The organism is Lacticaseibacillus suibinensis, from assembly GCF_003946175.1.
GTDB lineage: Bacteria > Bacillota > Bacilli > Lactobacillales > Lactobacillaceae > Lacticaseibacillus > Lacticaseibacillus suibinensis.
In genome coordinates, this window is the sequence record NZ_RHOK01000005.1 from 1 (window position 1) to 12,726 (window position 12,726).

17 protein-coding genes are annotated in these 12,726 nt (G+C 53.8%); 6 read left to right on the forward strand and 11 right to left on the reverse strand.

The window, feature by feature from the left end; all coding sequences use genetic code 11:
• A partial coding sequence (locus EKM90_RS13005) for a hypothetical protein (RefSeq protein WP_225422702.1) occupies positions 1-213 on the forward strand: 213 nt, incomplete at its 5' end.
• Positions 214-356: 143 nt separating this feature from the next.
• Here the strand turns inward: EKM90_RS13005 and EKM90_RS03410 are convergent.
• Together EKM90_RS03410 and EKM90_RS03415 are read right to left on the reverse strand one after the other, a co-directional pair.
• A complete protein-coding gene (locus tag EKM90_RS03410) occupies positions 357-737 on the reverse strand; it encodes a CvfD/Ygs/GSP13 family RNA-binding post-transcriptional regulator (protein ID WP_125579688.1) in 381 nt (126 codons plus the stop codon).
• Positions 738-809: 72 nt separating this feature from the next.
• Positions 810-1,385 (reverse strand): peptidylprolyl isomerase, encoded by a 576-nt coding sequence (locus tag EKM90_RS03415; RefSeq protein ID WP_125579690.1) that lies wholly within the window; start codon positions 1,383-1,385, stop codon positions 810-812.
• 151 nt (positions 1,386-1,536) lie between these two features.
• On the opposite strand from EKM90_RS03415, the gene EKM90_RS03420 reads away from it, so the two are divergent.
• The 3 genes from EKM90_RS03420 to EKM90_RS03430 all read left to right on the forward strand — a co-directional run bounded on the left by EKM90_RS03420 (position 1,537) and on the right by EKM90_RS03430 (position 3,813).
• On the forward strand, positions 1,537-2,520 hold the full coding sequence (locus EKM90_RS03420) for an NAD(P)/FAD-dependent oxidoreductase (protein ID WP_125579692.1): 984 nt from the start codon (positions 1,537-1,539) through the stop codon (positions 2,518-2,520).
• Between the two features lie 36 nt (positions 2,521-2,556).
• Positions 2,557-3,060, forward strand: a complete 504-nt coding sequence (locus EKM90_RS03425) for a phosphatidylglycerophosphatase A family protein (RefSeq protein WP_125579951.1) — start codon at positions 2,557-2,559, stop codon at positions 3,058-3,060.
• Positions 3,061-3,168: 108 nt separating this feature from the next.
• Complete coding sequence (locus tag EKM90_RS03430; RefSeq protein WP_125579694.1) at positions 3,169-3,813, forward strand: VTT domain-containing protein; 645 nt, start codon at positions 3,169-3,171, stop codon at positions 3,811-3,813.
• 51 nt (positions 3,814-3,864) lie between these two features.
• Here EKM90_RS03430 and EKM90_RS03435 read toward each other — a convergent pair whose 3' ends face one another.
• The 9 genes from EKM90_RS03435 to EKM90_RS03475 form a co-directional block, all read right to left on the reverse strand.
• Positions 3,865-4,491, reverse strand: coding sequence for a TIGR01906 family membrane protein (locus EKM90_RS03435; RefSeq protein ID WP_125579696.1), 627 nt, complete (start codon positions 4,489-4,491; stop codon positions 3,865-3,867).
• A gap of 1 nt (position 4,492) precedes the next feature.
• Complete coding sequence (locus EKM90_RS03440) at positions 4,493-5,269, reverse strand: TIGR01457 family HAD-type hydrolase (protein ID WP_125579698.1); 777 nt, start codon at positions 5,267-5,269, stop codon at positions 4,493-4,495.
• 17 nt (positions 5,270-5,286) lie between these two features.
• Positions 5,287-5,760: a YutD family protein gene (locus EKM90_RS03445; RefSeq protein WP_225422712.1), complete on the reverse strand. Its 474-nt coding sequence runs from the start codon at positions 5,758-5,760 to the stop codon at positions 5,287-5,289.
• 109 nt (positions 5,761-5,869) lie between these two features.
• On the reverse strand, positions 5,870-6,673 hold the full coding sequence (locus EKM90_RS03450) for a hypothetical protein (RefSeq protein ID WP_125579702.1): 804 nt from the start codon (positions 6,671-6,673) through the stop codon (positions 5,870-5,872).
• A gap of 100 nt (positions 6,674-6,773) precedes the next feature.
• Positions 6,774-7,019: a hypothetical protein gene (locus tag EKM90_RS03455; RefSeq protein ID WP_125579704.1), complete on the reverse strand. Its 246-nt coding sequence runs from the start codon at positions 7,017-7,019 to the stop codon at positions 6,774-6,776.
• Between the two features lie 62 nt (positions 7,020-7,081).
• A complete protein-coding gene (locus EKM90_RS03460) occupies positions 7,082-7,699 on the reverse strand; it encodes a metallophosphoesterase (RefSeq protein ID WP_125579706.1) in 618 nt (205 codons plus the stop codon).
• Positions 7,696-8,427 (reverse strand): YibE/F family protein, encoded by a 732-nt coding sequence (locus EKM90_RS03465; RefSeq protein ID WP_125579708.1) that lies wholly within the window; start codon positions 8,425-8,427, stop codon positions 7,696-7,698. The genes EKM90_RS03460 and EKM90_RS03465 overlap by 4 nt, the downstream gene beginning before the upstream one ends.
• Complete coding sequence (locus tag EKM90_RS03470; protein WP_225422704.1) at positions 8,424-9,509, reverse strand: YibE/F family protein; 1,086 nt, start codon at positions 9,507-9,509, stop codon at positions 8,424-8,426. The genes EKM90_RS03465 and EKM90_RS03470 overlap by 4 nt, the downstream gene beginning before the upstream one ends.
• Positions 9,475-9,789 (reverse strand): hypothetical protein, encoded by a 315-nt coding sequence (locus tag EKM90_RS03475; RefSeq protein WP_125579710.1) that lies wholly within the window; start codon positions 9,787-9,789, stop codon positions 9,475-9,477. The genes EKM90_RS03470 and EKM90_RS03475 overlap by 35 nt, the downstream gene beginning before the upstream one ends.
• A gap of 129 nt (positions 9,790-9,918) precedes the next feature.
• On the opposite strand from EKM90_RS03475, the gene EKM90_RS03480 reads away from it, so the two are divergent.
• Entirely contained in the window at positions 9,919-11,217 is a 1,299-nt protein-coding gene (locus tag EKM90_RS03480; protein ID WP_125579712.1) for a glycerophosphodiester phosphodiesterase, read from the forward strand.
• A 90-nt stretch (positions 11,218-11,307) separates the two neighbouring features.
• Positions 11,308-12,708, forward strand: coding sequence for a dipeptidase PepV (pepV, locus tag EKM90_RS03485; protein ID WP_373301099.1), 1,401 nt, complete (start codon positions 11,308-11,310; stop codon positions 12,706-12,708).
• Positions 12,709-12,726 lie beyond the last annotated feature (18 nt).

A 12,726-nucleotide genomic window follows, 5' to 3' on the forward strand; every position in this document is an offset into this window, starting at 1 on the left:
AAAAGCCCTATCACATTTACGAAACTTTGTTCAGTTTTCAAAGGACCACTGTGTCCAAAAGACAACTTTAACAGTATATCTTATGGCTTTTTGCTTGTCAAATTAAAATGTCATGAAATGAATAATTATTCGTCTTCCAAGCATTTGGCGGCGAAGCGCAATGCGCTTGCCGTTTTGACAACAACAAGTATCTTACCAGCCAACAGCCCCTAGCGTCAACACTTAATTCAACATTCACCAAAAAAACAGAATAAGCGAAAATTTGACCACTAAGAGCGCAAAGAATGATTATTCATCTTACCTATTTCCGAACGAAAATGAATAATCAAAATTCAATGTACGAAAAAAGCACACGACTAGTCGTCTGTGTGCTTTTCCATCAGGCCAAGGTACTCACTGACCCAGCCATCGAGGCGTTCGGCAATCGGGGTAAAACCTAAATGCAGCTTACGGTTCGTCCAATAGTGCTTGCGATGCCGGTAAGTGGTCATCGCCGGTGCCGGCTGCAACGCCCGCACGGACAAACTAATTTTGCCCGAAAACTCATCAATATCCAAAATGACCACCTGCACCTGCTGACCGACCTTGAACAAATCCGTCAGTGCTTTCACGAAACCGTGTTGACACTCGGAAATGTGAATCAGGCCTTGGTGGCGATCATCAAGCAGAACAAAAACGCCGTAGGGCTGAATGCCAGTGACCTTGCCGGTGACGATATCACCGATTCGATAGTTCATTGCGCCACTTCATTTCTATGATGTGAGTCTGCTTACCTATTCAGTATAACGAATGCTCAGCCGTGACTCAAACTAGGCAATCGTGATGTGCTCGATGGTAATTGGGGTGTCGGGTTTGTCAGCACTGGTTTTAACCCGGCTAATGGCTTCAACCACATCCATCCCAGCCATGACCTGCCCGAACACTGTGTGCCGGCCGTCAAGCCATGGGGTGCCGCCTTGCTGATAGGCATCGACCACGGCCTGCGGATAACCGGCGCCAGGCAATTGCTGTGCCATCTGCGGATTGAGGTGTTCGTTGGACACGATGAAAAATTGGCTACCATTTGTGTTAGGCCCAGCATTGGCCATGGACAGCGCGCCTTTAAGATTAAACACCGAGGCACTGAATTCATCTTCAAAGGCTTGGCCCCAAATGCTTTCACCACCAGCACCGGTGCCTGTAGGATCGCCGCCTTGAATCATAAAGTCGGGAATCACCCGGTGAAAGGTGATGCCATCGTAGTAACCCTGCTTGGCCAGGGTCGTGAAGTTTTCCACGGCTTTCGGGGCTTGCTCTGGGAACAAAGCAAAGGTGATGTCACCCATGGACGTGGCCATAACGGCTTTGGGGCCGTTGAAAGTATCAAGTTCGAGTTGTGGGTACATAGTTTCCTCCTATTAAGCAATCTTATTCTGGAGCATTATACCATAATCGCGCTTCGGCTAAGCGTGAAACTGGAGCGACCTGGTCGTGGTTGCCAAGCCTAAAATATGGTACGGTTAAGCAGATAGTTCATAGAGGAAACGAGGAATCCAAATGGCAACACACACTTATGAAATCACTGTGATTGGCGGCGGGCCTGTCGGCATGTTCGCCGCCTTTTACGCCGGGCTGCATGCCGCTGACGTGGCCTTGGTCGAAAGTCTCAGCGACTTAGGCGGCCAGACCGGGAATTTGTATCCGGCCAAGGTGCTGTATGACATTGGGGGCTTTCCTGGCATTAGCGGCCAGCAGCTGGTCGAGCAATTGCAAACGCAAGTCACCCACTTCAAGCCCACCATCAAAACTGCCACTACCGTCACCGCAATCAACCGGCTTGATGATGGTACCTATCAGCTCGACACCACGCAAGGGCCAATTTTGACCAAAACGGTGATTATTGCGACTGGTGGCGGGGCCTTTACACCGCGCCGCCTGGCCGTCGATTACGATCCCGCCTTGGATGACAAAAACGTCTTCTACTTCGTGCGGGACCTTGCGACCTTCGATGGCGACACCGTGGCCATTGCCGGCGGCGGCGATTCCGCCATCGACTGGGCCTTGGCCATTGCGCCGCGCGCCAAGCAGGTCAATCTGATTCATCGCCGTGATCAATTTCGCGCCTTAGAATCAAGCGTGGCTGAATTAAAAGCCAGCCCCGTCCAGCTGCACACCCCATTTTTGATTGAATCCGTGCAGGCAGCTGGTCACCAAATCGACGTCACGTTAAAGCAGGTACGCGGAGATGCCAAGCGCCAGCTACGCGTCGACAAACTATTGGTCAATTACGGCTTCATGAGTGAAAACAAGCAACTGCGCAGTTGGGGCGTGGAGCTCGACCGCAATGCCATTAAAGTGGCCTCGACCATGGCCACCAGTCGCCAAGGTATTTATGCCATTGGCGATGTGGCCAGCTATCCTGGCAAACTCAAATTAATCGCCAGCGGCTTTGGCGAAGCCCCGATTGCCGTCAACGAAGCCTTGAGCTTCTTGTATCCAGAACGCCGCCAAGCCCTGCACAGCTCACAGCTTTATCATTAACCAAAGGAAGCGATTCAAATGGCAGATCAACAAAGTATCACCAACGAAGAAAAACTCTATGAACACACCATTGCCTTACTCCATGAACGCGGGGTGGAACCAAAAGATATTGGTGAGCTCGTCATGTTCCTGCAGGAAAAATTCATCCCTGATCTGACCTTACCAGATGCCATCGAAAATGTGATGATCGTCCTGCGCAAGCGGGAAGTCCAAAATGCGGTCATGACCGGCGTGCAGCTCGACAAACTGGCCGAAGCCGGCAAACTCGACCAGCCGCTGCAGCACATCATCGAAGAAGATGAAGGGCTGTATGGGGTCGACGAAATTTTGGCCTTCTCGGTGGTGAATGTTTACGGTTCGATTGGCTTTACCAATTATGGCTACATTGACCGGGTCAAGCCCGGCATTTTGGCCGTCTTGAACGCGCATGAACCTGGTATTATCCACACTTTTTTGGACGATATTGTCGGCGCGATTGCGGCTGCTGCCGCTAGCCGGTTGGCCCATTCGCATCCTGAATTGGAAGACGATAATTATTAAACTTATCCAAAGGCCACGCCTGCCTTGCGCCAGAGCCGGTATAATGAAGCGCAGCAAGATACTGTGCGCCAGCGCCACCTGGAGCCAAACTAAATTCGGAGGAGTAGCATGACCCAACTGATCGACTTTATCCTACACATCGACACCCACTTGGTGACCATTGTTTCCAGCTTTGGGAACTGGACTTACCTCATTTTGTTTTTGATGGTGTTCATCGAAACCGGGCTGGTAGTGTTTCCCTTCCTGCCTGGTGACTCGTTGCTCTTTGCGGCTTGCGCGCTGGCTGCGAACGAAGCCTATGGGCTGAACATTTGGGTGCTGTTCGGCGTGTTCTTCGCCGCGGCCGTGATTGGTGACACTGTCAACTATGAAATCGGCCGGCATTTGGGTTTGGTGGCTTCTAACAGCTCTCTATTCGGGCGCCTGATCAATCGCGATAAATTGAAATCAGCCGAAAACTTCTTTAATCGCCATGGTGGTAAAACCATCGCCATCGCCCGCTTTATGCCGCTGGTGCGGACCTTCGCCCCGTTTGTGGCCGGTGGCTCCAACATGCACTATCCCAAATTCATCCACTACAACTTGATTGGCGGCTTTTTGTGGGTAACCCTGTGCTGCGTCGCCGGGTTCTTCTTCGGTAATCAGCCTTTCGTCAAGGAACACTTCTCGGTGGTGGTGCTTGGCATCATTGCGATTTCTCTAATTCCGGTGCTGATCACAGCGCTCCGCGGCCGCAACAAAACCGCCGCTTAAACCAGCCCAATAGGCAAAAAACGTGCTCGTCACAACTGACGAACACGTTTTTTATTGGCCTTGAAGCTTGGCATCCCGCCGGCCACTCACCAGCCCCCAGACCATCACGGCTTCGAACAGCAGCAAGGCCAAAGCAAAGCAAGCAGCGAAAAAGTTTTCCGGCAGGACGTTGATAATGGGATCCACGCTGGGATCGAACAACCAATCATTATTGCGAAACAACAGCTTGTGAAAACTGATAAACACCGCGTCAAAGTTCACGGCCATCAAAGCGCCCAGCACTAACGGCACCAGCGCCCCAATTTGAAACGGTCGAATTAACAAGTAACGGTGGTGCGTCTGCCGCAGCTGGCGCAACCAGTGCCACGCCGGCCACACCGTCACCCAAAACACCACAATTGCCAGGACAAACAGTTTTTTGACATCGGCAAAATGCTGGGCGCCGCTGGCCGACCAGCGAAAATCCGGGAGGCCAAATGCGACGCCAGGCACCTGCAGGTAAGTCAGCAGGTGCACATAATTGTGATAAAGACGGCCGCTACTCAGCCCCGCCACCGCTGGCAAATCCTCGAGGTGCATGAACACCGGATACAACGCGTAAGTCAGCAAAATCGTGCCCCACACCACCGCACTGATGATGAAAAGCCACAGGCAGACCTGCTGCCCCAGCCGCTTCATCTTAAACCTCCCAGTCCGCCAGACTGGCGACTTCATGCGTGGGTTTAACCGCTTGCTTAGCAACATCGGCTCGGGTGGAGATCCCGGTATACACCAGCAAGGTGTCGATACCGGCATTAATACCGGCCTTGATGTCGGTATTGTAATTATCGCCAACCATCACCACCTGCTCCTTGGTCAGGCCCATTTTATGCAAGGCTTGGGTCATGATGATCGACTCGGGCTTGCCAATGTAAAAGGCTTTGCGTTGGGTGCTTCGCTCCACCAACGCAATCACCGAACCGGCGCCAGGCACATGGCCGCGTTCGTTCGGGAGATTGGTGTCAGCGTTGGTGCCGATGAACATGCCGCCGCGCTGAATGGCTAACGTGGCCAGCTCGAATTTATGATACGTGACATCATAATCCAGCCCCACCACCACGTAGTCAGGGTCATATTCGTTAAAGCGCAGCCCCACATCCAGTAAAGCCTGCTTCAAGCCGAGCTCCCCAATCACGTAGACGGACTTGCCGCGTGCATCCCCGCCGTTTTGCTGCTGAATCCAGCTCGCCGTCGCCAAGGAAGGCGTGTAAACCTGCGCCGGGTCGGCGTGAATGTCATGGTTTTCGGCCAAATTGCGGCACACATCAGCCGGCGACTTGGTGGTATTATTCGTCAAAAACAAAAACGGGATGTGCTTGGCCTGGAGGCGCTCCACGAAAGCCTTCGCTTCTGGAATCCGCTCCTTACCGCGATACATCGTCCCGTCTAAATCAATCATATAACCTTGATATGTCAAAAATCTTCTCCTGTTTCTCAATCAGATTCGCGCGTTTTAATGGTGAAGTGGCGTTTGCGCGGTTTGCCCTTAGCCACGGTTTCAGCGCGGCCAAGGACGGGCTGGGCTTTCACGGCTTTTTCCTCATAAGGGGCCGCCTTGCGATGATGACTCTTGCCGCCGCGGCGCCGCTTGGGTTTAACCGCCGGCGCATCGAGGCGTTGCAAGACGAAAAAGGCGCAGCCAAAATTGCAGTACTCATAAAGATAGTCTTCCAGCGTGCCGATCAACTGATCCTTGCTGGCGCGGCGGTTGTCATCGCGATAAAATCCCCGCAAGCGCAATTGCTCATAGCCCCAATCGCCGACGATGTAGTCATATTTTTCCAGCACATCCATATAGCGCTCGGCAAACTTGGCCTTATCAAAGCCCGCTTTATGGTCCTTCACCAACTGATAGCGCCGGCCATCGATCGTGATCAAATCAGGGGCAACCTGACTGATTTGCGCCATGGGGATTATCGGCTGACGCACCGGCCGCTCTTTCAAGGTCCGTTCAGACATTCTGCCACCTCCTTCGACCTACAATAGCTTCTAGTATAGCACAGGCGCTTGTGTCCACCTAGCGCAGCAAAGTCGCCATGCGCAAGGTCATCAGCGGATCAATGCCACTCAGCTGGTAGTAGGCACTGTTTTCGCGCCAGGCCACCGTGTTCACCCGGTCACTGCTTTTGGCCACATGCAGGACCACCGCCCCATGCGTGGCTGGAATCGGTAGGCTGGCTTGAGCTAAAAAGCTCACGGCTTGCTTAGCTAGCGCAACGGGATCTTCCTGATTCTGATTGACACCGCTGGCCACCAAGGACCAGCGGCCTTCGTGCCAAGTCACATAGGTCGACCCGGCTGCGCCTTCCTTCGTGCCGGTCAAGCCATCCCCCAGTGCAACAGTCGGCAACCCCGCCTGTAGGGCCTGGTAATTGATAGCGGCATCCGCTGCTTTGGCCGCTGCAGTCGATTCTGGCGTGGTTTTGGTCAAAACATATGAGGCATTTGCCCGCGGCAGCGCGCTCGCCTGAAAAGCGGCGGCGCCAAAACTGAAATACAACTTGTAGCTGGCCGCCGTGCCTTCCGCGGCGACGTTCAGGGCTTGCCCATTGGTGGCAGGATCCTGCTGCGGAAATTTAGCCCCGGGAATTTGCTTGCGCAAAGCGCTTTGCAGCGTCGCCAGATGCGTCTGCGCCGGCGCGGTGGTTGAACTTGAGGCCTGACTGCTACTTTGACTGGACTTGGCTTTGGCCTTGGCTTTTTGACTGCTAGTCTGACTCGACTTGGCACTGCTTGAGGATGGCTTGGATGCTTGCTTCTGGCCGCAACCACCCAACACGATGACGGCCAGCACGGCCAGTCCTAACCATTGCTTTTTCATTTTGACCACTCCTTTTGCCTAGATTATACGAAAAACAAGTTGAAAAAGAAAACGCTTACTCGGAGCAGCAAAAAAGAAGCGGCTCCCCTGCCGCTACCGATCATGCTTCCCCTTGTTCCAGTTGCACCAGCTGCGCATGGAGCGCTGGCTGGACCGCCTCTGGTAAGAAAACGGCCAACTGGGGCCAAAAACTGTAAGTGACATACGCCGCCGTAAAATCCCCTTGTTGCAGCTTGCGAAAACCCAGCGTGACTAGCGCGTTGATTTGCCCTGCTGCTTTGGGGTCAGCTGCGGCCAACAGTGCTTGCCGCAGCGCCTGGAGCTCTGTTTTGACTTGTTTTTCCAATCCCCCACCCCGCTTTGCTTAACAGTTTACCGGGGTTTAGATTAAAAATCAATGTGAACATTCTAATTCTGACCCTGTTTTTGCAAATAAGCTTTCTTGGCAGCCGCCAGTTCATGCACCTCGGCCGCAGACAATGGGCTGCCCCAAGGCAAGGCCTGGATGCTCGGCACCAGGCGGCGTTCTGGGGCATCCACCCCGACGTTGATGTTTTCGGCAATCGGCACCATGCTGTTGTGGATATGGCCATGCAAATTCAGGGTCTGCTGGGTGATGCCCAACAGCAGCGGGTAATGGGTCATGATGAACTGAGTGTGATCATCTTTGATGATGGTGCCCACGTCATGAAAGAGGAACTTGGGCTGGCCATGCCAGCCGGGATCTTGGCGGCGAAGAAACTTGAAGCGGGCCTGATAGTCATGATTGCCTTTGATGAAGACAATTTGGCCATGCAGCTGCGTCAGCACCGCCAGGACCGCCTGCTCGGTAGGCATCGCCTCTGGGTTCATGGCAATGTCGCCCAGATGATAGACCCGGTCATTCTCGTCGTCGACGCGCGCATTCCAGGCGCTGATCATGGCGTTGTTCATCGCCGCTACCGAATCAAACAGCCGCGGCGCAAAATCATTGGGGCCAAGCAGGTCCGCATGGAAAAAATGAGTATCTGAAATAAAGTAATTCACGAACGGCCTCCCTGCCGCCGCTGCACGATCCACATGGTAAAAGGCACCGTCAGCGTCACGGCAATCATCGAAAACAAGACTTCAATCAGTTCCCGGGCAAAAATCTGATTGTTCAGCACCTGCCAGAACGGGTAGCGCAGCTGCGTGAACCACAGAAATAGCCCGGCAAAGCCACGGAAAAAGCCAAAGAACAAGGTGTTCAGCGCTGTGCCAATGATTTCGGCGGCCATTTGCGTGAGTCCCGCTTCAGAAGCGGCCGCACCTAACGTCTTCATCCCTGCGGCCACCGCCACTGCCGCTTCAGCAATGGCGCCGAGGGTCGAAAACAGCGCTGTGGCGATTAAGATGTGCGGAAAGCTAACTCCAATCAACAAGTTGTAACCCTCCAGCGCCTCAGAATCTTCGGTGCCGAAACCGGCCACATGCGCATACCGCACACCGATGCCAATCACCAGTAGCATGCCAAGCATCACCAGGAGCGACGCCACAAAAGCAGTTTGGGCCACATCGCCATCTCGAGTCGACAGGAAAATCGTGGTGGCCAGCACCACCAAGCCCAGCACGGCTGCCACGCCGATGGCATTAAACCCGCCAGCCATCAAAATCACGGCCAGCATCATCAACAAGAAATTAATCATCACCGCGAGAAAATTACTGAACCCTTGCTTGCCGCCGACTGCCACCATCAACACCAGCAAAGCCAGGAGGAGCGCTTCAAACGTATTCATGCTTGCACCTTCTTTGGCCAGGCCGCCAGGAGGCTGGTTAATGGCACCGCCAGCACAATCCCAAACGCCGAAATCAGCGCCTGGGCAAAGCCCAGGCCCATCACCCAGATAAAGGTTTGCGAAATGGCATTGTCATTGCGCAACCACAAAATGCTTTCGGTGAAGGTATCGGCCATAAAAATCATGAACAGCACCGCAATCAGTGGGCCCATGACATTGCGGCCAATCGCCATGCCAGCCTGAAACCGCTGCTTGAAGCCGGCTGGCAGCTGCATCACCGCCACGGCGATGTCGTTGCTTTCATCCAGCACCGCCCCCAGCGAGCCAATCATGATCTGCACAAAAAACAACAGCTGCGGCACTTGGGTCACATATGCCACCGCCTCGATGTGTAAATCCCGGTAGCCCGTCGCCGCAAACAAGCCGTAACCTAGCGCCAACGCTAACGCTGTCGCCCCTAAAGTGGCCACTGCAATCACGGCAGCTTGGCGCTTGATCCCGGCAATAAACACCGTGGTCACCACAGTAAACAACACCGCCATCAGGCTAAACAAGACATAAGCCAGTTTTTGATTGCTGGTGGTTTCCACATGCAAGGTCACCAGCAGCAATACCACATTGGCCAAAATACTGCCAAAAGTCAGCCAGACCCGTTTTTTCATCACCAGGGCCATGAGACAAATCGTGGCGGCCAGTAGGCCCAACACTGCGCCATCTCTTTTTTCATCTTTGAGCTGATAGCGGCCTGCTTGCCGTTCGACAAACACTTGGTCACCGCGGCGCAGCGGGGTATCCAGCGCCCCTGAGCCGGAATACATATTACTCAAGGTGATGACTTGCCCGCGCCGCGCGGTGTTCAGGAACTTGGCCTGCACTTGCTGGCGATGGGTGACGTCATGATTATCAAAGTTATCCACTTGCTTTTGGGCTTTGCCAGTGTGGACGGCTGTGACCTGCACAATCGGCTGGTGGTATAACGGGGCATCCAGCCGCGTGAGCCCCAAAACCACGAAAAAACTAAGCACTGGCAACAGCCAGCGCCAGGGTTTAGCCAATATGGTTTTGGCGTAAGATTTCATCATACGCTTGTTTCACCGGTCCTTCTGGCTTCGCCCATTCTTCCCACTGGTCCAGGTCGAACGGGGGGAATTCGTAGTGCTCATTGACGTATTGTTCATACACCTTCACCGCGTTGGAGTGCGGGATATTGAGCTGCAAAATGCGGACGCGCTTGATCAGACCTTTGATCGCCGCTTTTTCCGCGCGCCCATTCATCATGATATTGCCAAGCTCAATGTAGCGGCGGCCATCATTTAATGTGATTTCTTGGAGTAAATCAAAAGTTTCATATTTTTGCGCCATAATAATCTCCTTTACTGATACAGCGAGATCCTGATGCACCGGCAGTCGGTGTGGTTTTTCATCCCGGTTTTTTTGTGCTAAGGTTTTGGTAGCGGTCGCACTGCGGCCAACGAATGAAAGGAGCGCCTCATGCCGAAACGGTTATGGATTGGCGCCTTGATTGGATTGTATTTGCTGACTGCCGGCTTTACCGTCGTGGGTCATCGCGGTGATCCAATCGATGCGCCGGAAGAAACATTTCAAAGCGATGATGCCGCATTTGCCCGCGGCAGTGATTATGTGGAATTGGATGTCCATGAAAGCCAAGATGGCGTGTTGGTCATTCAACACGATGATAACATTCAACGCATGACCGGTCACAATGCCATTATCGCCCAGACGCCTTATGCCGTTTTGCATGGTTATCATACCAAAAATGGCGAACCGGTTCACAGTCTGCAGGAACTCTTCGCGCATTACCAAAGCGGCCAGCAAAAGTTTCTGATTGAAACTAAAATCGTCAAAGGCGAGCCCCATCCAGACCTGGAAAAGAAAATTGCCGCCCTTGTGACCCAGTATGGCATGCAAAACCGGGTCATGTTTCATTCTTTTTCCTTAAGTAGTCTCAAGCGCCTGCAAAAACTGCTGCCCAACTGTCCGCGCCTGTTCATTGTCGGCTCGTTAAAACGCATCAACTACAGCGTCTTTCAGTGGGTCAACGGTATCGACGTTTCCACCGATCTGCTGACCAAGCCGCTGGTCAGCTCGCTGCATGCCATTGGCCAAAAAGTGTTCGCCTGGGATGAAATGACCGAGACACCGGCCAAGTGGCAATGGCTGGTGAACTTGAATATCGATGGCGTGGTCACCAACTACCCGGCCATTGCCCATCAATACGCCACCTTGAAAGCGGAAGCCACCATGGTGAACCGCAGCGGCCTCGCCAGCAACTCTTCCCTGGCCAGTTTACCCATCTATCAAAATCCGTACACCCCAACCCCCACGCAGCGCACGATTGCCCCAGCGGCGACCTTCGACGTGATTAAGGAAGTCAAAAGTGGCGGCCAAACCTTCTATCAACTCTCGCAAAATCAATTTGTTGCGGCCTTGACCGTTAACTTTGCGCCGACGGCTGGCTGGGCTAATCAACTCCTTGGCCAAACCGCCTGGATTCACCACGAAGGTTTAGGCGCGGCGCTGCATCCCCTGCCCCAAACGAGTAGCGGCCAATGTGCCTTGGTGGCCAACAATACGCCAGTCACCATTGATGCTGTGCATCTCACCGGCGGCACGCCTTGGCTGCATGTGGCCCAAGGCTGGCTCAAGGCCAGTGCCTTGCAGCTGCGCCTGACCTCAACCCTTGATGCGCCTGCCATGCCGCACCTGCAAGTGGCCTTGCGCCTGACCCCAAATTCAAGCCTGCTGATTCCGACCAGCCTTGGCGCGTAAAAAGTAGGCATTTCTAATCGTTTTCACTAGTTGTCTTTTATGGCAATATGATATGGTTTAATTAATCAACTAAAGAAAGCAGGGATGACCATGACCAATTGGCAAGCTGAAGCAGAAAAGATCCGTCCTCAACTCCTTGAAGATTTGACCACCCTTTTGAAAATCGACTCACAGCGCGACGTCGCCCACAAAACCGACGCCGCCCCGCTTGGCCCTGGCCCCGCCAAGGCGCTGAACACCATGCTCGCCATGGCGGAACGCGATGGTTTTAACACCTTGAACGTCGACAATGTGGCCGGCCGCATCGAATTGGGCCAAGGCGACGAGATCTTTGGCTTATTTGGCCACATGGATGTCGTCCCGGCCGGCCCAGGCTGGGACACCGATCCCTTTGATCCCGTCATTAAAGATGGCAAGCTTTACGCCCGCGGGTCCTCTGATGATAAAGGGCCAAGCATCGCGGCTTACTATGCGTTGAAGCTGGTGCGCGATTTGAAGTGCCCGATCAACAAGAAGATTCACTTCATCATCGGCACCGACGAAGAGTCTGATTGGGTCGGCATCCATCGTTACCTAGAAACCGAACCCGCTCCTGACTTTGGCTTCTCACCGGATGCGGAATTCCCAATCATCAATGGGGAAAAAGGCATTGCCACTTTTGCCATTGATTTCAAGCCGCAGCCAACCACCGGCGACCTGCAGCTGACCTCATTTAGCGCAGGCTTGCGGGTGAACATGGTGCCGCAAAGCGCCACCGCCACTTTGGCAGGGAAGATCCCAACGAGCTTGGACTCGCTACTGGCAGCTGCCAACCAGCAAAAAGGCATTCACGTTGAAACCAGTCCGGCGGCCAATGGCATCACCTTAACCATGACGGGGAAAGGCGCGCATGCCCAGGAACCAAGCGACGGCATCAACGCCGCCACCTTCCTAGCGACCTTGCTCAATCAATTGCCACTGGATCCAGCCGGCAAGCAATATGTCAGTGCAATTGCCGCCCACATGCATGAAGACTCGCGCGGCCACCTGCTGGGCATTAACCACAAAGATGCCGTCATGGGTGAATTAACCGCCAGCCCGGATTTGTTAACCTACGAACCAGCAGGCAAGCAGCAGGTCTTGCTGAACGTGCGGTACCCGCAAGGCACCGATCCAGACACCATCATTGCCGGCATTACCACTGCTTTAGGGGCGGACACCGTGACGGTCACAGTGAACGGCCATGCCCAGGCGCCGCATTACGTGGCCGGCGACGACCCGCTGGTGAAAACCCTGCTGCAAGTGTATCAAGATCACACTGGCCAACCCGGCTTTGAACAAGTGATTGGCGGCGGGACTTATGGCCGTATCATCGCCCGCGGCGTGGCGTTCGGCGCCTTGATGCCAGATGCGGAAAACGTGATGCATCAAGCCAACGAATACATGGCTGTCGATAGCATTATCCAGGCGGTCGCCATTTACGCCGATGCCATCAGTCGCTTAGCGCAATAACGAAACTAAAACCGCGGG

What these genes read in the sequence shown, in the direction of transcription:
- EKM90_RS03410 (WP_125579688.1), bottom strand. Translation starts at nt 737, where the DNA reads ATGAACTATCGAATCGGTGATATCGTCACCGGCAAGGTCACTGGCATT.
- EKM90_RS03415 (WP_125579690.1), bottom strand. Translation starts at nt 1,385, where the DNA reads ATGTACCCACAACTCGAACTTGATACTTTCAACGGCCCCAAAGCCGTT.
- EKM90_RS03420 (WP_125579692.1), top strand. Translation starts at nt 1,537, where the DNA reads ATGGCAACACACACTTATGAAATCACTGTGATTGGCGGCGGGCCTGTC.
- EKM90_RS03430 (WP_125579694.1), top strand. Translation starts at nt 3,169, where the DNA reads ATGACCCAACTGATCGACTTTATCCTACACATCGACACCCACTTGGTG.
- EKM90_RS03435 (WP_125579696.1), bottom strand. Translation starts at nt 4,491, where the DNA reads ATGAAGCGGCTGGGGCAGCAGGTCTGCCTGTGGCTTTTCATCATCAGT.
- EKM90_RS03445 (WP_225422712.1), bottom strand. Translation starts at nt 5,760, where the DNA reads ATGGCGCAAATCAGTCAGGTTGCCCCTGATTTGATCACGATCGATGGC.
- EKM90_RS03450 (WP_125579702.1), bottom strand. Translation starts at nt 6,673, where the DNA reads ATGAAAAAGCAATGGTTAGGACTGGCCGTGCTGGCCGTCATCGTGTTG.
- EKM90_RS03465 (WP_125579708.1), bottom strand. Translation starts at nt 8,427, where the DNA reads ATGAATACGTTTGAAGCGCTCCTCCTGGCTTTGCTGGTGTTGATGGTG.
- EKM90_RS03470 (WP_225422704.1), bottom strand. Translation starts at nt 9,509, where the DNA reads ATGATGAAATCTTACGCCAAAACCATATTGGCTAAACCCTGGCGCTGG.
- EKM90_RS03475 (WP_125579710.1), bottom strand. Translation starts at nt 9,789, where the DNA reads ATGGCGCAAAAATATGAAACTTTTGATTTACTCCAAGAAATCACATTA.
- EKM90_RS03480 (WP_125579712.1), top strand. Translation starts at nt 9,919, where the DNA reads ATGCCGAAACGGTTATGGATTGGCGCCTTGATTGGATTGTATTTGCTG.
- pepV (WP_373301099.1), top strand. Translation starts at nt 11,308, where the DNA reads ATGACCAATTGGCAAGCTGAAGCAGAAAAGATCCGTCCTCAACTCCTT.